Here is a 19,601-nt window from a genome sequence, read left to right on the forward strand (position 1 = left end):
TCATCAATAGTCTTTTTCTTAATTTTACGCCCGCATTACATGAGCCCATAACCTGAACCGCATCATAAAGGCGCCTGTGCCGGCGTTTTAAGACTATTGACGGGCTGGTTATGCGATCAAATAACCGTACCATTAAATTCAATCACCTTATGAAATTCTCATTACTGATCGTTTACCCTATTGTAGTTGCCGTTTTTTCCGGCTCCCTGCACCTGGCGTTCAATACGCCGCCCAAACCGCCCGCCAACGATCCAAAACCCAAAGACTCAATAAGACGCTCCTCCCTGTTCGATATAGAAGACGTTGAACGAATGAAACAATTCTTCATTGCCAATGCATCGCTGAAAGAACAACCCAAAGATAGTAACTGGCGGCCGGGGTTCAGGCATAAATGCATCAATACGGTAAGGGCAGGGCTCGATCTGTTGCTCTTTGGCGAATCGTCTATCCCCGACAGCCTATACAGCCGCAAAGCAGTTTTCAATGGTTATTATTTCAACAACGACATCAATGCGCTGGCCAAACGCCTGCGCGATAGTCATTATATCCGCAGTTATGATACGGTGCGTTTTTTAGCAGTGCGCAAAGGGCAATGGGTGCCTATAACAAAGGCCGACCCGGTTTCGCGCGGGTTACCGCCGGAAGCAATGGAAAGAAGTTTGTGGAATACCTTACTGGCGCGGGTAGGCAAGGAACGCGGCTTCAGCGTGTTCCTGGTTTCCGTGTGCGATGGCTATCATGCAGCGCTGTTAACGCTCGACCACCGCAATACAGCCGACCTGAAGGTGTATTGGGCCGATCAAACGCATAAACATCCCTGGCGCTTTTTTGCCAATAAAAAATTAGAAGAAGTGCCTGGTAAGTTCGGCTGGGAAGTAATGCATGCCAATGGCCCTGTTAATATTACCAAAGGCAGTGTGCGGGGGCTCGACAACTACATGCTGTACGCCAATAAAAAATTCTGGTGCGATTGCGGCCGCGCCGGTCAAAAATCCGGCGATTGCTGTGCAGGAAATTGTTTTCCGTATATAGAGATCTGGAGATTGCAGCGATGAGTTGCCGGGTAGCAGATCCGGAGTGCCGGTTACCGGTTGCCGGTTCAGGTGATAATGTGATAATGAAATACAGCTTTTGCTGCAGATGTCTGAGAATTATCAGGCTCGCGGAAATGGCAGCATTATCAAACTAGCTAATTGGTTTACCCTTTCTTCATCTTACCGGGGGGAATGCCGAATTTCTTTCTGAATGCGCTGTTGAAATGTTGTACGGAAGAATAACCCAACTGGTCGGCTATGTCTTTGATGGGGATATTGCTGACGATAAGATCGCGCGCCTGGTTCAATTTATAATCGGTAAGGTAACCAAACACGGTATTGTTGAACAGCGATTTGAAACCCTGTTTCAACTTGAATTCATTGATGCCGGCAACCTTTGCCAATTCGGTCAGAGAAGGCGGTTGGGCGGCATGTTGCAACAGGTATTCTTTGGCAAAATAGATGCTATCGGTATCGTGCCCGGGCTTTACAATTAAGGATGGCGTATGATCAGTGGTATTGAGGGCGTCTTCATACATCTGCGCCTGCATGGCCAGCAATTCTATACATTTCGATTGCAGGTACAACATTTTCAGGCCACCGGTAAGTTTTACATTCATGATATCATGAATACACTGATGCATGGCAAATGAAATAGGCATATTATCGCGGCTAAGGTCATTCTCATTGCCTTTGGCAATCAATTCGGCAAAGCGCATGAGGGAAGGACAACTATCCTTTGCCAGCTCGAGGAAGAAACGGGTAGTAAAATGCACCTCCATGAACTTATAGCGCATATCGCCACCATATTTGCCGGTACCGGCCAGCACCGGCGTATAGTGCATGTTATGTTCGTTCGACCTGAAGTAATATTCTTTGCCAGAGTGCAGGTTCTTCATTACGCCATCGCCCTGTAAGGTAAAATGCATTTCAACAAGGTCGATATTGCCGGTTATTTCATAATTCAAACGCAGGGTTTCATACAGCCGCATATCGCCATACACAATGTAAATACCTGAAAAAGCCAGTTGTACCATTTCAGCATCACCGAATGGAAAGCTATATACGTCCCTGCGTTCAGTAACTATCGGCTGTTCAACTATAGCCTGGCTAAACACATCCCCTACCTCGTACATCCTGCCCTTTTCATCGATAACATTAACACCCATATAATCCGTTTAATGTAAATCTTTATCCGTATTATATAAAAATGCCCCGGAAGCCCCTTTCTATTTTTGTAAAGGTAAAATATCTGATCCGCAAATAAAACATATACCAATGTTTAACATATCTAAACGTTCAGGCCAGTTGCAAGCGGAAGAGCCGGATAACTTCTATTTAATGCCTTTGACAGACAGCGACCCTGAAATAATGGTACAGGCAAAACAGTTGTACAACTATCAAACCACGCATCACTTCTTTGCAGGCGATGAATCAACGGTAGAGATCTTCAATGCCTTAAAAGAGATCGCTTTGCACAATGGTCATGAATATTTCGGCGTACTTGAATTACACCCCGACTATGAAGCCGTACTGGCTATGTTGAAACTGCTCGTTGACAGTGTACCTGAGCTTCCGCAAAAACCGGCATACAACGCCATTGAATGGATGGATGATATGCATCCCAATTGCTGGATGGCCTGGAAGAATGCCACCTTCTATTTATCGGGCGGTGAAACATTGATCGATAACTTCCAGCAATACCTTTTGCAACGCAGGGTGCACAAACAACAGATACGCATAATAAAATTATAAATAGAACGCAATTAACACAGGGCATTCAGCAACAGCGGTCAGTAATTGGTACATCCCGTTTGGTAAATACCATGACGGGCCCGGCCAACTTATTAATTTTATTCTAACAGTGTTCTAATACGGCAGGTAAAAAAAGGCGTTTGAGGTAAAACTCGTAGGAATACTATTGTTATCCAGTTGGATAAGTGTTACTTTCATCCTGCTCAACAATATCATTATCCTTTTAGTCCCAAATCCTATGAACACCTTGCCGTTAAGCGATCAATCGAAAAAGCGCAGTCAGCGCATTACTGTATACCCTAACCTGGTATCCCAGGGAAAGTTCTGGTTGCAATTGTACAACATTGAAAAATGCGTTTTTACCGTACAATTATACTCACTGGCCGGACAACAGGTATTTAAACATTTCCTGTATCACGCCGAATTACACTCCAATCACACGGTACAACTTCCACGCCACCTTGCCCGGGGCATTTATAAGGTAGCCATTCGTTATGGCGACAATCATTATGTGCAGCCGATCGTAATAGATTAGGCAAAAGGCTGAAAGCGTAAGGCTGAAGGCCAGCCTCCGAAATAATTTCCACCCGGCTAATTGCAGACAGCTCGAAATTTTGGATCCAGCCTTTTGCCTTTAGCCTTAAGCCTTAAGCAATAACCCCTACCGGCGAACCAATACAAATATTAGTTTTGTATTTACCACTCAATAAGTTGCAATAGCAATTTGCCAATCCACGTTTTTGATAACACAGGTGCAACGCCATTGGGGCCGGCAACCTGTACAAAACCAATAATAATACCTATAAATACCATAATCATGGCCTTGTATCCCGATATGAAGATCTTTATTGTAGACGATGATATATTCTGCCTGTCACTGTACGAACAGTTTCTGCGGAATTTGGGCTATACCAATATAATATCTTTCAATGCTGCAGACGATTGCCTGTCAGAGATCAAAGAGCAACCCGCGCTTGTGTTTATGGATTATAACATGGAAGGCATGAACGGTATCGAAGCGTTGAGAAAGATAAAAGCCTTCGACCAGCGGATACTGGTTTATATCATTTCAGGACAGGAGAACAAACAGGTTGCCATGGAAGCCCGCCAGTACGGGGCCATGGATTATGTGATCAAATCTTCTTTAAGTCCCGATAAAATGGCAGCTATTATGCAACGGGTTGAACAGTCGTATGTCCCTTTGCAAAAAGCCGGCAAGAGATCGTTTTTCGAAAAAGTAAAATCAGGGTTGGGAATATAAAAATTCCTGCCGCCTTATAAACTCGTTAACTGAGCCAATACTATATGCTGAACAGGGGCGTCCCGGGTAACCGGGACGTTTTTTTTGTTGCAGTTTGAAACCGCACCATCACCTGACTGCCGTTTGTACATAAAAAAACCATCCGCCTGAAGACGGATGGCTGTACTTGTCCTTGATCCTATGTGATTGTCCTGTACCTGTTCTATTCCCTATTCACAATGCATTTTATAAAAATTTGACGCGCTTACTCAATCGTTACCCGGCGCGAAAATTATATGTAACAGACCCTGGTTAAAAACTATTGCGTGCTTACCAGCCACTGAATATCGTTGATGGTTATAATATCTCCTGAAGTGGCAGATGAAGCATAGAGTTCGAAATAATCGTTGGGGCCTATATCAGTTAATGAAACCACTGAAGAAAACTGGAAAGGCTGATTCTGAGTGGTGATCCTGAGGGCGGTTTCACCATACCGTACGCCCGATTCACCATTCTTCACAATACCAATGGATATGGTTTTATTAGGATTGCTTACCGACATATTTCCTGAAATAATGATCGTGCCATCTCTCCTGTTTTTGGGCAGATAAGTGATCTTGTTGCCTGAAACACTCCATTTACAGGCGGTGGTACCAACGGTTCCCGTAAAATCGCTCACTTTATACCATGCATTACCGGCTGTTAAAGTGGTTGAGGCTGTGCTGTTAATCGAATTGATGGTACAGTTAGGCCTTTTATCGCCCATACCTGCATTGCTTTCTACAATGGCGTTGGCATCTCTGCCATCGGTACGTGAAAAATCAAATCCTTCAATATACTTACCGGTATTGTTCCACGAATTTCCTGTTATGGAAACAGTTAAAAACGTAAATGCAGACGGATTATAAACAATAGCTGTATCGGTTCCGGCGTCATTATAATACCCGCCGGAAGCCAGCTGAATGATGGCATCTGTTCCCTTATTTAAATTCACGCCACGTTTGCAGCCGATAAAATCGGTTTCAGCTACTTTTACGACTACACCTGATGCGCCATGAACCAGTATACCATTATTGTGTGCATGGGATATATCGGTTTCGAACACCCACAGTTCGGCATCTGTAGAATCCAGGATGGTGTTGTAAAACCGGTCGAAAGTGCAATCCTTTACTTCGTTGTAGGTACCCGTGCCCACCAACCTGATCGCATCTTCCCCTTCGGCTGAACCATAGCCCGACAGCAAAGTGGCATCAAACTGTAACATTTTAAAATTACAATCCGATAAGCACCTGAACATTGGTTTTCCGGCAAGCCCCCCTGCAGCAGCTATCGTTGAATTGCCATACGACAATCCCTGAAAAGTAAGCGTATATGGCAGATCAATAACAATCGTAGCGGATAATCCGTATATTTCTTCACTCAGCCTTACCACGGTGGGGCCGGTCATATGCGCATTTAAAAATTCTATCGCCTCCTGCAGGCTGGTCCAACTGCTGTTGGCATTTACTTCGAGCGTATGCGCCGGCTGATTCTCTTTATTTTTTATAACCCAGTTACCGCCGCTGGCAACAAAAGTTTGAGCAGCATAGCGCGTTAAGTTTGAAATGGTATCATTGTCGATGGTAGCGCCGCTGTTGCCTTTGACTGTTACCAGGTGTACATGCGAGCCAACGTTCTTTATGGTAATGCTTAAGCCATTGTCTGAAGCGGTAATGGCAGGCAATGTGAGGGTAATATCGTTACTGGCGAGTACAAACGTTTCATTTTTCGTAAGCGTGGCGGAAGCTGATTTGGAAACGGTGTTCAGCTCGCTGGTTGCCACCAGCCGCCAGGAAGTTCCGTTCCAGTAATAATACCCGTCGGCCAGCGAACCTCCGGTGCTGTACACCAGCATACCGGCCGTAACGGCGCCGGTCAATGGCGCAACAGAAACGGTGCTGTTCAATGCTACGCGCGGCGGTAAAAAACCTTTATTGGTGCTTTCGAGCTCGAGGAGCGAATTGGGATCGATCGTGTTGGGATTATCGCCGATCTTTACCTGGGCATGGGTGCACACGGCAAGCAGCGAAGCAAATAGAAATGCGAAATGGTGTTTCATAAACAGGATTTTAAGACATCCAAAATATTGGACACGCTAAATAACGCAACCTTGTATTCGTAACATGATATCCATGTTGGTTTCCAAAACAATTTAAAGGTTAACCGAAACAGGCATAGGTGGTATTGCTTATCCTGGTTGACGAGTTGACTTGTTGACTAGTTGACGAGTTAACGAGTTGACGTGTTAACGAGTTAACTGGTTAAAAGGTTGACAAAGGGTTGACCCGATGAAACCGGAGATGGTAAGGGTGATGTCGTTGTTAGTGGTGATGCTGCTGCAAAAAAACAGGTTGACGGGTTGCGAGCAGGTTGTATTGCCGATTCACGTCTGCCGTTTCACGCTTATCGATCTTACTTCCCGAAAGGCGTAGTCCTTCCGGTTGTTTCGTCTTTAACCAAGGCCGGTTGTTTCCTCTTCTTATGCGTCCACTCCATCGTAACGCCTATGATAAAGTTCCTGCCGCTATTAAAGGGCTCGAAGGTATATAAAGGAATGGTGAAGCGGTTGAATGTAAACCCAACCATAAAACCCGGTTGCAGCTCACTGCCGGCAAACCGTTCGTGGGTATGCTGAAGGGATAAACCGGCATACAACCATTTCAGGCTTTGATAACCTACCTCAGACCAGTTATACACGAAATAATCGCCGTACAAACCGGTTGATCTTGAATATTGTGATTGCGAAGAAAAGAAGAAATCATTCAGGTCTACATCGATATTCAAACCCGTTGAAATGCCCTGCCATCGCCCCAGCGAACCGCCCAACATGGGCACAACAGAATAATTGAATGCGTTCTTTCCACCGTTGAAGGCCCGGCCGAGATACAGGGAGAAAGTTTCAACATCTTCGTAATTATACCGCGCTTCGGCATACCAGTTCTTTGAGTGCTGGTAATGCATCACAGGCATATATAAAGAAGGCTGGCCTGTATTTATGACATGGTATTGCTCAAACATTACCTCCGACTGGGCTAATGCCCGGTTACAGGTAAACACGAGGGCGATCATCAATATGGAAGCAAATGCTCTCATGCTGCATATTCCTGCTCCATCGGCGCCACTTCCTTTTTTTCACCCACAATTATTATGGGTGCATTTATCAGTTTATCGAAGATGGAGATCTCTTTAAGGAACGGGTTCCAGTAAAAGATCAGCTTTTCAATAGGTTTCCACAGAATTACCCAACTGAATACATCGAGCGCATTGCTGAATGCCGAATGAATGCGGTGCTCTACATTAAAGATCAGCGGCATTACACCCTGGAAGAACATTACGACGATCAAACTGAAGGTCAGCAGCACCCAGTTGCGTTTTTTGAACTTTTTGAATTCGGCTTCCCTGATCGATTTTTTTAAGGAGAAATGCCGGCGAATGGCATGTACCAGCGGATCTAAATATTCTTTATCAGATTCATTTACACAGTTCAGCTTGTAGGTAACGGTTGAATATCTTTTAATGCTGGGCGCATAGTTCATAATATATTCCTCGAACTCCTGGCTCAGCTGCCGTTTATAGATAGGCGCCGGGTCATTGGCATTGAAGTAACTATCGATGGTTTGCTCGTTGACTTTTAGAAATATATTGATCTTCTTAAACAGCGGATTGCTCATAAGCTGGTTTTTCATTATTCCGGGTCTGATGCCGGCTAGGGTACTAGCTTTAAATAACGTGCAGGATTACCGTATCAGGATGTTGGTTATACGGGTTATGGAAATAATAAATATAAGCACCTACAGGATGCGTGTAATTGTAATTAAAAAAAAGCAGCAGGCCAAAGAACGATATTTATATTCTTAACCCATGCGTTTAGTCAATGGCGCAACGACGTACCTGCGGTTTCGCCGATGGCAGGCATCAATTGACCGATGAAGCGCCTTCTTTTACAGGCGGCCGTAAAATTTTCAGGGGTCATAAAACAAAAACCCCGGCTAATCGCCGGGGCCAAACGTAACGCACGAGAAAAAGCACTGCCCATACCTATTTAAATGCATTTACGCGGTCACGTTTTTTGTAAGTTGATGAAGTCGCTTATAAAATAATTGCAGTTTCCAAGGTGTGCCACACGTTGAAAGTGTGGCACACCTGTCAATCCTTCAACCCGAGGTATGCTTTCACCTCTTCGTAATTGTTCCAGTTGATCTTTTTATCGGCACGCACATGCGCGCCGCCGGGGATCAGCACATAGCGGTACTGAAGAATTTTATCGCCGGTTGTTGGATCGGTAACGGTAGAAGCATTCACGTTTGCATCGAGCTCGATAACACCTTCCAGAAAGAATGGCGTGATCTGCGCATTTCCTGAACGGTATGGCAATACAGACACCACTTTCTCGGCAGGCGTTCCCAGGTTGATGTACACTTTCACTTCACCGGTACTCAAAAAATTATCGGTAAGTTTCGGTTCCTGGATCACGGTAAAATAAATGCCACTGGGTTGGTCAAGCTGAAAACCAAGATCGAGCCAATCGGAATACATTACATTAGCTGTACCGGGATCACCCTTCGTTCCCTGCGATCCCTTTTCACCGGTGTCGCCTTTGTCGCCTTTTTCGCCCTGCGGACCAGGGTCACCTTTTTTACAGGCCGTAAAGGCGAGCGAAACGGCCAGCAGGTAATAGAATAAATGGTGCAGGTGCCATTGTTTTGTGCGTTTCATGTTCTTGTTTTTATTTAGTGTTTGTGATAAATGATGCTTAGCGTAATACTTCAACCCAGCCCGTATACAATTCCTTATCGCGGCCTTTTTTGATGATATAATAATAGGTACCCGTTGCAACCGGTTTGCCATTGCGGTTTCCATCCCAGGGTTCGTTATAACCGCGGCTGCTGAAAACGGTTTGTCCATACCGGTTATAGATCGTCAACTGGCAGTCGGGGAAGGCCCTTAGCCCGGGTATCACCCAGCGGTCATGAACGCCGTCACCGTTCGGGCTAAAGGCATTGGGCACCAGCAACACCTTGTCTGCGATCACGACATATGCGCCACGACCGACGCTGTCGGTACAACCAATTTCATTACGTACATACAAGGTGACCTGGTAGTTCCCGGGCTGTTTATACCAATGCACAGGTTCACGATCTACAGCCGAATCCCCGTCTCCGAAGTACCACCTAAAGGAATGAGCATACTGTGAATTGTTTTTGAACTCAAATGTTGCCATACTTATTTCAATGGGAACATTTACATCAGGCGTATTGTCGAAAGCTGCTACGGGCGGCGGCAGCACTTCAATATTATTGGAACCGGTAATGATCGTTGTACACGCTGCCCCGGCCGATGCCGTCAGCGTTACCGGATACACTCCCGGCGATGTGTACAGGTGTACCGGCTGTTCTTCAATACTTTTTTCGTTATCGCCAAAATCCCACATGTAGAAATCGGCCTGTTTCGATTGATTGGTGAACTTCACTGCTACCGGCGCACAACCGGTTATTTTATCGGCAATGAATGCTGCTACCGGCAAGGGTGTTACCGCTACGGCCTGTGATGCCGAGGCAGCGGCGCAAATACCATCGCGTACGGTGCATACAATTAATCCGTTGTTGTTGTATTTTATTTTGAAAGGGCCGTCACCGGAACCACTCAGTACATTGCCCCCACCCCAGTTCCAGTCAGGCGCAGCTGTATTACTTTTACTGCCGGTGAACTGAACGGTCACTGTATCGCCCGCACAGATGGTTGTTTTATCAACCGAGATGGCGGCAACCGGCGCTGTTGTTACGGTTACAGGATGCCGTGCAATACCCGATATGCATCCGTTATCGGTGATCTGCAATTGTATGGTGTATGTTGCGGCTGTATTGAACAGGATATTGTATGGACCGGCCCCGCTCCCACTTTGTACGGCTGCACCGGCAAAACCATTCCAGTTAAATACCGCCGTTCCCGTGGCGCTGCCGGTAAATGTTACGGTTTGCGGTGTACCGAGGCATACAGTTGCCGGGGTAACCCTGAATGCTGCATTGGGTATGGGTTTCACCGTAACGGGCACGCTGGCGGTTACCTCACAACCAAAGGCATCCTGTCCGCTTATGGTGTAGGCGGTAGTTACCACAGGCGACACCGTTATATTGGTTCCGCCGATATTGCCGGGGTTCCAGGTGTAGGATGTCAACGTACCACCCTGCGCTATTACCGATAACGCCACCGTTTCACCGGCGCAAATGGTTGCCGGCCGGGCAGTGGGCCGTAACGATACGATCGACCGCCGCGTCACTTCATCCTGGAAAACGGTTAAACAACCGTTGGCGTCCCTTATAACGCAGTTATAGATCCCCGGCGGCAGGTTGGCAGCCGTTGCCGTCGTTTGCACCGGCGTAGTGTTCCAGTTGTAGGTAAATGGCGCTGTACCACCGGTTACCGTCAATGCAATACTGCCGTTGCCACCGCCGCATACCGCCGGTGTAATGACCGGGGTGATCGTTACCGGCATACAGGTTTGCCCCTGTGCTGAAAAGGATACGATCAACAATACAGTATGGAAATACTTAACCGGTTGCATTGAGCGTGAAAAAGGTAAAATGGTTAATCTGCCTTACCAAACATTCCTCGGGCATCCGTCATCGTACTTGTTTCCGAGCAGGAAGCCTACCAGGAATTCATGCGAACCCTTGCTCACTATATTCAACCCCGATGTAGTATAATCATAAGAATAACCAATATTTAACCGGTGACTGATATTCATACCTACCATGGCGGCAAAACCGTCTTCATAGCGGTAACCTGCTCCAAACCAGGCCACATCACGATACTGCAGTTTGGCATTGAAATCGATCTGCGTAGCCAGCGGTTGTACGTATTTCACCATCACCGATGGCGTAAGGTTAAAATCTTCGCTCAGCAAAAAGCGGTAACCTGCGGTAGCAAAAATGTGCGGCACCGTTTTGCCACTGCCGGCTTTTACTGAATTGTCTGAAAAGCTCACTTTTTGCGGAATGATCTGCTGCGCGGACACCCCTATAAAATAATCGGCTGAATACAGGTAGACGCCCGCCATAAAATCGGGTTTCATGGTATTGATCGTGCCGTTGTTGTATACCGCCGGATCAACCTGCAGGTTACCGAAATCGAGTTTATTGGTATTTAAACTGATACTGGTGAAACCGGCGCCAAAACCGGCGGCGAGACTGGTTCTTGCACTTATACCTAAATGATAGGCGTAGGTGCCGTAGGCAGAAAAATAATTTAACGGACCGGTGCGGTCGTTGATCACCTGCAGGCCAACCCCATGATGCGGTTCGGCAGCGGTGTATTCCTCCCAATACCGCTGACCGCGCGGGTTTTCACCCGGCACTTCAAAAGAAGTGGCGGTTGTGCGGTAATCTTTTTTGTTGATGGGCGTATGTAAGGTTACATACGAGGTAACCGGCGCATCCTGCACCCCCGCCCATTGATGGCGGTGGCTCACCTTTATATCGGTATAGTTCTCGATCCCCGTCAATGCGGGATTCAGGATGTACTGGTTCAGGATATACTGTGTATAGTGTGGTTTCTGCTGGGCCTGTATGTGAATACAGGTGGCCATCACCCACAAAAGTGTGATCAGATACTTCATGTGCGTACGTTTTTTTGGTGAATCAGCCGCAAGCGAATACAGCTGCAAGCTGCAAGCTATAAGCCGCAAGCTAAGCCGCAAGCGAATACAGCTTAAAGCAGTCCAGGGTGAACCACCCTTTATCAACTCTATCAACTTCATCAACTTGTTAACTCGTCAACCCGTCAACCAGCCAACTACTTTCCCAAAACTTTAAATTCAGTCCTACGATTCTTCTGCCTTCCCTCCGGATCATCGCTTCCATCTTCCTTCGTGTTCGGTGCTATCGGCTGGGTTGAACCATACCCTTTTGCTTGCAGGCGGTTTTTATCAATTCCTTTGCTGATCAGGTATTCCACGCAATTGCGGGCGCGGGCATCGGAGAGCCGCTGGTTATATTCTTCCGTTCCTTTGTTATCGGTATGTGCGCTCAGTTCTATGGAGATCTCCGGATGTGCATTCAGCAAGCCGGCCAGTTTATCAAGCGACGCATAGGATTCTTTCTGCAGGGTGGCTTTATCGAAATCATAATACACATTATCCATTACGATGGCCTCATCAACCGGCGGCACATCTTTTACCAGGCAAATAGCCGGGTTCACCAACAGTTCGGCCTCTTCATCTGAAGGCGCATGAAATGGTAAAGAACCATTGCTATACCCGTTGATGGTAGCAACCGCCTTCAACGGCTGAAACTCATCGAGCGTAAAGGAATAGTTTCCATCACCGGCGGTGGTTTGGGTATACACTATTTTATTCTGAACAGTATCGAGGATGTTGATGGTAACGCCCTGTAATGGCATACTATCTTCACAGGCTACTACCTGTCCGCTCACCTGTTTCCTGGGCATTATTTTTTTCAGGTAGAACAATTCAAGGCAACACACTGCTTCGCGGTCAGAGCTCATCCATACATCTTCCAGCACATTCCTTTCGCTGCCCCTGCTTACGAAATAGATATCGTCTTTTACCGAGTTTACGGGGTAACCAAAGTTGATTGGTGCGGCCCAGTTGTCGATCGTTCCCTTACTGTAGAAGAAATCATATCCACCCATGCCTATCCTGCCATTACCTGAGAATACCAGTGTTGAAGAAGCGGCGTGGTAGTATGGCGCCTGTTCGTCATTTACCGTATTGATAACGTTACCCATGTTCGCGGTGCGAATGGGTTTCCCGCTCTCATCGAGTTCGGCATACCAAAGGTCAAAACCGCCAAAACCGCCGGCTTTGTCGCTGCTGTACAATAAATATTTCCCGCCGGGCATTACAAAAGGCTGCTGGGTGCTGGCCCCGCCGGCATTGATAGTACTGTCGAGCAGAACAGGTTCGCTCCAGTCGTTACCGTTCTTCTTACTGCTGTAAATACCGGATATTTTTTTACCCCCGCTGATCATCCACCTGGTAAGGAAAAGGGTATTACCATCAGGTGTAAGGCTCACCACACCCTGGTGCTGGGTATTGGCCTGTGGTAAGGGCAGCGGCTTTATTTCACCCGTGAGGCCTTCGGTTACCGGCGTGGAATACACCCGGTTTACGTGCGACTGGTTCTTTGCGTTACTATCAACGCGGGTTGAAGTGAACAGCAGGGTATTTTCGTTGAGCCATACCGGTGCATAATTGGCGCCTTCCGTATTGATGGGTGTGCCGGCCTTATGCACGTTGTATAGTTTCAGGTCTTTCTTTTTTAACTGAACCTGAATAAAGCGCAGGCTCATCAGTTCCTTTTTAGCCGATTCGGAATAGGCATCATCTGTAGTATGTTCATCGAGAAAATGGTTGAATTCTTTTTCCGCTTCGTCATATCTGGCAAGCGCCCTTAGCGTGAGGGCATAATAATAGCGGGCCAACGGAAATTCGCCGGCATCGGCTTCCAGCGTTTTCTCGTAATAGGTGGCGGCCTTTGCATGGTCATGCAACAGGCGGTAACTTTCCGCTACGCGGTACAATGCCATCTGTTTACTGCTAACCGGCACATTTTTCTTTTTCTCTGCAGATGATGGCACTGTATACGGACTGTACTCATCCTTTTTCATTTTCTGGCTGGCCGTACCTAAATATTTTTCATAATACCGGGCGGCTGAATAGTAATCGGCTTTTTTATAATAGTTATCCGCCGCCCGCAGATAATCGTATGTGAACTGGGCGTTGGCTGCAAAAAGACAGCAGCTGAATATTATTCCAGTGACAATTATTTTCTTCATACTACGTTTTTAAAAAGATCAATGCAATAAGGCCATCCTCCTGTTTTTTCAATGGCAGCAATCGTTCTTCTTGGTATATATATCAGGGCAATTGTTTTAAAGAATAGCGGTTGGTAGAAACCAACCGCCGGTTTCCAGGACATTGGTGTACCTATGACTATAAGCGCGGACAGACAAAATCTACTTCCGGCGTCTTTATTGACCTTCTGCCAATAAACGACAATGAGATCTCAAAGCTGTTGGAGCCATTGGCCATCTTTCCCAGATCGGAAGTATTGACATCATAGCTCACTCCCAGCACCATATTTTTATGTGCAAACCCAACAAAGGGTGACAAAGCATCTTTAAAGCGGTAGTTCGCCCCCAGCATTACATCGGTGCCGGGTGCTGCAATCAGGCGGGCGTAGGCGCCGGCCATTTTCTCGCTGGCAGTTCCCTGTTTCAGGTATAAGATATTCGGCGTTAAACTTAGTACATCCGACAATGTTATACGCACCCCGCCATGCGCTGTATACCGCATAGGCAGGCGCGCATTGCCGCTTTCACTGAACTTGTCATCGGGACGGGTAAGATGCGCCACGGAGAAGCCTCCAAACAAATTCAGCTTTTTACCCGGCTGCGCATCGTAATAAAGGATACCGGCAGCCGCATCGAATGAAGTGGAGGAGGTTTTGCTGAATGCTTCGGCCGATGTAGCGCCCGGGTTATAACCGGTGATCGGGTTCCACTGATCGCCAAAGGTCAGCTTCGAGCGATTGAACCTCCTTTGTATAACCCCGATCTGCATGCCCATGGCGATGCGATGATTTTCATTGGGGCCAAGACGTACGCCGGTGTAGGAATAACTGGCATAGGCGGTGAGATAATTATAACCGCCATCACCGGCAGTCTGGTTCAATACACTGGCGCCGAAATTCGAATTCTTGTTGGTAGTAAAATCAACCGCCACCCCCGGTGTGGTGAACGGGCTGCTGATATTCCCCCACTGCGAGCGATAAATGCCCGAGATGCGGTAGTCGCCATCAAAGGCGCCCGTCAGTGCCGGGTTCAGCCAGGCCGGATATACATAGTATTGTGAGAAATGCGGATCTACCTGGGCATTCACCACCGTACAGCTCAGTCCCACAAATAGTAGCAGTATTAGTTTCTTTCTCATAACGTTTCGTTTTTATTATTGATGCATTTCGTTTTATCGTGAATCGTGAAAACCGCTGCAAGCTGTAAGCTGCAAGCCATAAGCTGCAAGCCATAAGCTGCAAGCTGCAAGCAAATACAAATACAGCTGACTTTCTACATCATCGGTTGCTGCCTTTCCTTTATCAACTTTATCAACTTTATCACCCCTATCAACTTTATCACCCCTTTCAACTAGTTAACTCGTCAACTAGTCAACTCGTCAACTTACCCCTTCCTGTATTTCTCATTTTTCATTCCCAGGGTAACCCACCCCAATAATCTACTTCACAATGGTTATCGAACCTGTCTTCGGTACAAATCCATTCTTTAAATGAATCACGTAGTAATAAGTTGCCATCGGCAACGGCTTACCGCTCACTGTGCCATCCCAGGGCGTAGCATACCCAACGGAATAAAATACGCGCTGTCCGTACCGGTTGAACACCGCCACCGTACAATCGGGATAATCACTCAGGTTGGTGATATTCCAGGTATCGTGTATACCGTCGCCATTAGGAGAGAAAGCATTCGGCACATTCACCGGTTTCAGGATCTTCACTTTCAGGAAATCCGAAGCGGTGCACTGCCCTTCACCGGTTGCCGTTAACGTATATGTTTCATCGTACATGGCCTGTATCATCGGGCGCAAGGCATTGGCATTGCTAAGGCCGGTGCCGGGCGTCCACGTAAATGCCAGCACGGTTGAATCGTTTGCTGTGGGGTTGAACTGCACTACCGTTCCCTCCGGTACAGTGAATGAAGGCCCGGCATCGATAACCGGCTGCAGGTATACCACCACCTGTTTTGAAACAGGCTGTGAAGCACAACCGGCGTTATTGGTAACTATTAATTGTACGGTGAAGTTGCCCGGTTGCTGGTAACGTTTTACCGGGTCCTGCTCATCGGAACTGGTGCCATCGCCAAAATTCCAGTTCCATTTTGTAATGGTGCCATTGCTGATAGTGCTTTCATCGCTGAACACATTATCGGCACCCTGGCACAATGTATCGGGCAATACGGTAAACGATGCTACCGGTCTGTCGAAGAATGAAGACAATGTTTTCGACACCGTACCGGCGCAGCCAAAGGCAGAAACCGCATCGAGTTTGATGGTATAAGCGCTCGATGCAGCATAGGTATGGCTGGCATCCTGTGCCGTAGATACCGGGCTGTTATCACCAAAGTCCCAGGTATAACTGAGGGTTGAATTGTCATCCACAGTAGTTGCGTTTGTAAATTCAGCCAACCCACCCGGCATACATACCGCTGCTGGCAAACTAAAATCAGTCACCGGCAGCGGATGTACTGTTACCGTCCGGGTTACTGTATCACTGGTGCACCCCTGATCGCTCACTGCCACCAGCTTTACAGAATACGTGTTGTATGCAGACCATGTGTGTGAAAATGCATTTCCATTATTTTGTGCAACCCATGCGGCATCGCCGAAATTCCAGCGCCATGAAGTAATTGCACCGGATGCAATCGTCGATGCATCGGTGATGGTTGCCAATTCGCCCAAACAAATATCTGCGGTTGCCGTAAAGTCGGCTGCCGGTTTCGGATATACCGTAATGGTACTTGTTATCGATTCCGTACACCCTGCCGTTGTGGTAAAGGTGTAGGTAATTGTATGGGTGCCTGCGCCGGCTGTTGCGGGGGTAAAGCTGCCTGCAGCAGTGGTGCCCGGCCCGCTATATACGCCTGTTCCCGGCACGCCATTGGTAACTGCAGCCGTAGCAACATTCAGCGGCGTATTCACGTTGACGCACACCGGCGTCAATGCCGGGTAATTCAACCGTGGCCGTAAACTGAATGTGGCGGGCACAGTAATATCTTTTGTACAACCGTTGGCGGTAGTTACACTGAATGTTATGGTGTAATTGCCAAAGGAGTAAGTATGTGTTGGATTTTGTGCCGTAGCAGTATTCGGGTTACCTGGTGTTGCATTGGGATCGCCGAAATTCCAGCTCCAGCTGCCCAGGGTTTGTCCGTCGGGCACTTTTGTTGTATCGGTGAATTGCACAAGTCCGTTATCGGGCAAACATCCTGCGGGATAACTAAAGCCCGGTATCGGTTTGGCATACACCGTAACCGGCGCCAGCGCAGTATCGCTCACACAAAGGTCGCTTACTTTAACCACGTGTTTGGCCGTATAAGTGCCGTATGTGGGGTAAGTAGCGGTTTGCGGATCGGCATTGACCGCATTCACTACTGTGCCATTGCCGAGGTCCCAGTAAAAACCATTTACCGGCGCCGGACCGCCATAGGAAGATGTTTCACTGAATGTAACGGTTCCGTCTTCACAAACAGCGGCGGGCGTGGCGCTGAGCGTTGTTATCGGTGGCGCATATACGGTAATGGGTTTGGTAACATCCGCCACACAACCGTCGGCGGTAACCACCGCCAGGTGTACATTTTGCGCCCCGGCAGCAGCCAGTACTTTTTTGGCATTCTGCACGCTGTCGATGCTGCCATCGCCAAACGTCCATTTCCATTGACCGATGGTATAACTACCAGTTGAAGCCGGACCCGTAAACTCCACCGTGTCTTTTACGCAGCCCGTAGGATGCGCAAAGGTAAAGTCGGCGGTTGGCCGTGGTTTTACCTCTACCGTTATCTTCAACTCTTCTGTATTGTTGCAATTGTCTAATGAAAGACTGGTTGATTTTATAGGAATCGTATAAGTTCCCGGCGCATTGAAATTATAAGTGCCGGGCAGGGTGTATTTATGATAAAGTATACCATTTACCGTTTCGGTGCCTTCATAGGCAGTGGAGGCCGGGTCTAACGTTACATCGGCATTCGGTGTAACAACTGCGCCCAGTGTGCTGATATTCCATACCAGTTTCAGCGGCTGGTAACGAATGAGGGCCGATAATTTAACCGGCGTGTTTACACAGGTGAACTGGTGGCTGTTCTTTCCGCCATTGGTAGTGTCGGGTTCGTTGTGTACGCTGCCAACCGCATTCAGGTTGTTCAGGTACGTACCTACGTTATAGGCATAACTTTCCACGCTGCCCAGGCCGTAGGTAATACCGGTAAAGGCGGAATCACAGGTTATCAGACACTGGCCCAGCGGGGCAGCGGGCGGCAACGGGCTGTCCCACCTTCTTATGGCCACCGAATAACCGGGCATGTTAGGATGCGGATAGGTATGGCTGAAAACGCTACTGCCGCAGAACTTCAGTGAAGTGAGCCCCGCCGTTGGCAAAATCACCGTTACATAGTTCACCGCTATCGATTCTTTATTGTTCCGGAAGAAGCCAACTCTTTTTATCGCCTGCTCAACCGGGCTTAACACCACCATTTCAGGATCGCCCAAACCACCTGCACCCAAACAACCGCCGCCGGTCATGAACTGCATCACTTCAATGGGTTTATCGGCTTCAATTACATCGGCGGTGCTGCTTTCATAGATATAAAAGTTGCCGTTGATAAGCGCCGACGGTATGGGTGCGCCGTTTACGGTTACCACCGTTGCCGGATCGCGCACTGCCACTTTATACGTACTTCGGGCAAATGAGCCCGGCGTGGTTGACCCGGAGAACGGCGCCGTTAAATATTTTTTACCCCAGGCATGTTGCGGAAACAACTGCTGGTTATCATTATCGCCGCCGCCGCTGCCGCAACTGGCAGGATTGGCGGTACGGCTGCTTCCTGCAAATACCGCAATGGGATAACAATCATTGGCCCCATTGGCCATGGAGCGTACAATGGTTCCCGACAGGTCTCTGCCGGTTCCCGAAGTACCGCCATTCCCATTGGCATCGGCGCCGTCATTGGCGCCTATCACCTGATAGATCTGGCCTTTCATGAGGGTAATGGTAGAAGTACCGCCCTGCGAAAGCCCCGTTATATTCTGCGCCCTCGTCATCACCGACGGCGTTACCTGTATCACGGTATTATCACGGCTGGCAATTATATACATCCAGTTATAACAATTGCTTGCATAACTTTGCCGGCTGTTCAACGATACATAGGAATAACCCCAGGCCGTAACCGGCAACAACATGGTAGCACCCGAAGAGGTGGAGCCATAAATATGCGCATAGGCTACAATAGGCGCAGTACTGGTTATATGAATACCCTTTTTTCTGAACAAACCTGCACCTCCCGTGCCCGCAGGCGGCGGATCGGTGAAGAGGCGGGCATCATAGTTTGGATCACTGAGCGGATCGCCGGGCGCCGCAGGCCCATTCACCACACCTTTTGGAATGATATCGGATGAGATCACCGTATATGCGGGTATCGTATAGGTGCGTCGCCACCAGGTAGCCGGCACCAGGCCGCTGCTGTCGATAGTTACGGTAACTGTAGCCGGCTGGTCTTCAGCGCTCAGGTACAATACCATGTTCATATCGTTCGAGCCCTGCTCCATGAACTGGTGGTGGCCATAACCTACCCAGAAATCAGTTCCACGGTTCGATACGTTTTGCGCCCGGGAGCACAGGCTGGTTAGTACGAGTACCCAAACCAGCGCTATGCTTCTCCGCCCCGGACACATTCCAAGACTACCTGTAATATATTCTTCAAAGCTCTTCATAAAGTCAGTGTTTTGTTAT

15 protein-coding genes are annotated in these 19,601 nt (G+C 47.9%); 5 read left to right on the forward strand and 10 right to left on the reverse strand.

The annotated features are described in order from the left end of the window. The first annotated feature begins 149 nt into the window (after window positions 1-149). Window positions 150-1,055, forward strand: coding sequence for a hypothetical protein (locus A4R26_RS27365; RefSeq protein WP_081169721.1), 906 nt, complete (start codon window positions 150-152; stop codon window positions 1,053-1,055). Window positions 1,056-1,198: 143 nt separating this feature from the next. Here the strand turns inward: A4R26_RS27365 and A4R26_RS27370 are convergent, their stop codons facing one another. Continuing rightward, on the reverse strand, window positions 1,199-2,203 hold the full coding sequence (locus A4R26_RS27370; protein ID WP_081169722.1) for a helix-turn-helix transcriptional regulator: 1,005 nt from the start codon (window positions 2,201-2,203) through the stop codon (window positions 1,199-1,201). Between the two features lie 109 nt (window positions 2,204-2,312). On the opposite strand from A4R26_RS27370, the gene A4R26_RS27375 reads away from it, so the two are divergent. From A4R26_RS27375 to A4R26_RS27385, 3 genes are all read left to right on the forward strand, one after another. Beyond that, window positions 2,313-2,789, forward strand: a complete 477-nt coding sequence (locus A4R26_RS27375) for a hypothetical protein (RefSeq protein ID WP_081169723.1) — start codon at window positions 2,313-2,315, stop codon at window positions 2,787-2,789. A 238-nt stretch (window positions 2,790-3,027) separates the two neighbouring features. Further along, on the forward strand, window positions 3,028-3,324 hold the full coding sequence (locus A4R26_RS27380; protein ID WP_081169724.1) for a T9SS type A sorting domain-containing protein: 297 nt from the start codon (window positions 3,028-3,030) through the stop codon (window positions 3,322-3,324). 282 nt (window positions 3,325-3,606) lie between these two features. Further along, entirely contained in the window at window positions 3,607-4,050 is a 444-nt protein-coding gene (locus tag A4R26_RS27385; protein ID WP_081169725.1) for a response regulator, read from the forward strand. A gap of 298 nt (window positions 4,051-4,348) precedes the next feature. On the opposite strand, the gene A4R26_RS27390 is transcribed toward A4R26_RS27385, so the two are convergent. From A4R26_RS27390 to A4R26_RS27400, 3 genes are all read right to left on the reverse strand, one after another. After that, a complete protein-coding gene (locus A4R26_RS27390) occupies window positions 4,349-6,127 on the reverse strand; it encodes a phage tail-like protein (RefSeq protein ID WP_081169726.1) in 1,779 nt (592 codons plus the stop codon). 353 nt (window positions 6,128-6,480) lie between these two features. Then, on the reverse strand, window positions 6,481-7,161 hold the full coding sequence (locus A4R26_RS27395; RefSeq protein ID WP_081169727.1) for a hypothetical protein: 681 nt from the start codon (window positions 7,159-7,161) through the stop codon (window positions 6,481-6,483). Beyond that, window positions 7,158-7,739 (reverse strand): hypothetical protein, encoded by a 582-nt coding sequence (locus A4R26_RS27400; protein ID WP_242675033.1) that lies wholly within the window; start codon window positions 7,737-7,739, stop codon window positions 7,158-7,160. The genes A4R26_RS27395 and A4R26_RS27400 overlap by 4 nt, the downstream gene beginning before the upstream one ends. Before the next feature lie 203 nt (window positions 7,740-7,942). On the opposite strand from A4R26_RS27400, the gene A4R26_RS35195 reads away from it, so the two are divergent. Then, window positions 7,943-8,080 (forward strand): hypothetical protein, encoded by a 138-nt coding sequence (locus A4R26_RS35195; protein WP_165760431.1) that lies wholly within the window; start codon window positions 7,943-7,945, stop codon window positions 8,078-8,080. Between the two features lie 134 nt (window positions 8,081-8,214). On the opposite strand, the gene A4R26_RS35500 is transcribed toward A4R26_RS35195, so the two are convergent. From A4R26_RS35500 to A4R26_RS27440, 6 genes are all read right to left on the reverse strand, one after another. Further along, window positions 8,215-8,784, reverse strand: a complete 570-nt coding sequence (locus A4R26_RS35500; RefSeq protein ID WP_081169730.1) for a collagen-like triple helix repeat-containing protein — start codon at window positions 8,782-8,784, stop codon at window positions 8,215-8,217. 37 nt (window positions 8,785-8,821) lie between these two features. Further along, a complete protein-coding gene (locus A4R26_RS27415; protein ID WP_081169731.1) occupies window positions 8,822-10,630 on the reverse strand; it encodes a PKD domain-containing protein in 1,809 nt (602 codons plus the stop codon). 33 nt (window positions 10,631-10,663) lie between these two features. Next, complete coding sequence (locus A4R26_RS27420) at window positions 10,664-11,683, reverse strand: PorP/SprF family type IX secretion system membrane protein (RefSeq protein WP_081169732.1); 1,020 nt, start codon at window positions 11,681-11,683, stop codon at window positions 10,664-10,666. Between the two features lie 176 nt (window positions 11,684-11,859). Then, window positions 11,860-13,863 (reverse strand): OmpA family protein, encoded by a 2,004-nt coding sequence (locus tag A4R26_RS27430; RefSeq protein WP_081169734.1) that lies wholly within the window; start codon window positions 13,861-13,863, stop codon window positions 11,860-11,862. A gap of 157 nt (window positions 13,864-14,020) precedes the next feature. Then, on the reverse strand, window positions 14,021-15,019 hold the full coding sequence (locus A4R26_RS27435; protein WP_081169735.1) for a PorP/SprF family type IX secretion system membrane protein: 999 nt from the start codon (window positions 15,017-15,019) through the stop codon (window positions 14,021-14,023). 300 nt (window positions 15,020-15,319) lie between these two features. After that, entirely contained in the window at window positions 15,320-19,582 is a 4,263-nt protein-coding gene (locus A4R26_RS27440) for a PKD domain-containing protein (RefSeq protein ID WP_242675034.1), read from the reverse strand. Window positions 19,583-19,601: the final 19 nt, after the last annotated feature.

The sequence above is a fragment of the Niastella populi genome, assembly GCF_002078015.1.
Lineage (GTDB): Bacteria > Bacteroidota > Bacteroidia > Chitinophagales > Chitinophagaceae > Niastella > Niastella populi.

Bases quoted from the DNA above. Each gene is read 5' to 3' on its own strand.
- A4R26_RS27365 (WP_081169721.1), top strand. From the start codon at position 150: ATGAAATTCTCATTACTGATCGTTTACCCTATTGTAGTTGCCGTTTTT.
- A4R26_RS27370 (WP_081169722.1), bottom strand. From the start codon at position 2,203: ATGGGTGTTAATGTTATCGATGAAAAGGGCAGGATGTACGAGGTAGGG.
- A4R26_RS27375 (WP_081169723.1), top strand. From the start codon at position 2,313: ATGTTTAACATATCTAAACGTTCAGGCCAGTTGCAAGCGGAAGAGCCG.
- A4R26_RS27380 (WP_081169724.1), top strand. From the start codon at position 3,028: ATGAACACCTTGCCGTTAAGCGATCAATCGAAAAAGCGCAGTCAGCGC.
- A4R26_RS27385 (WP_081169725.1), top strand. From the start codon at position 3,607: ATGGCCTTGTATCCCGATATGAAGATCTTTATTGTAGACGATGATATA.
- A4R26_RS27390 (WP_081169726.1), bottom strand. From the start codon at position 6,127: ATGAAACACCATTTCGCATTTCTATTTGCTTCGCTGCTTGCCGTGTGC.
- A4R26_RS27395 (WP_081169727.1), bottom strand. From the start codon at position 7,161: ATGAGAGCATTTGCTTCCATATTGATGATCGCCCTCGTGTTTACCTGT.
- A4R26_RS27400 (WP_242675033.1), bottom strand. From the start codon at position 7,739: ATGAGCAATCCGCTGTTTAAGAAGATCAATATATTTCTAAAAGTCAAC.
- A4R26_RS35195 (WP_165760431.1), top strand. From the start codon at position 7,943: ATGGCGCAACGACGTACCTGCGGTTTCGCCGATGGCAGGCATCAATTG.
- A4R26_RS35500 (WP_081169730.1), bottom strand. From the start codon at position 8,784: ATGAAACGCACAAAACAATGGCACCTGCACCATTTATTCTATTACCTG.
- A4R26_RS27415 (WP_081169731.1), bottom strand. From the start codon at position 10,630: ATGCAACCGGTTAAGTATTTCCATACTGTATTGTTGATCGTATCCTTT.
- A4R26_RS27420 (WP_081169732.1), bottom strand. From the start codon at position 11,683: ATGAAGTATCTGATCACACTTTTGTGGGTGATGGCCACCTGTATTCAC.
- A4R26_RS27430 (WP_081169734.1), bottom strand. From the start codon at position 13,863: ATGAAGAAAATAATTGTCACTGGAATAATATTCAGCTGCTGTCTTTTT.
- A4R26_RS27435 (WP_081169735.1), bottom strand. From the start codon at position 15,019: ATGAGAAAGAAACTAATACTGCTACTATTTGTGGGACTGAGCTGTACG.
- A4R26_RS27440 (WP_242675034.1), bottom strand. From the start codon at position 19,582: ATGAAGAGCTTTGAAGAATATATTACAGGTAGTCTTGGAATGTGTCCG.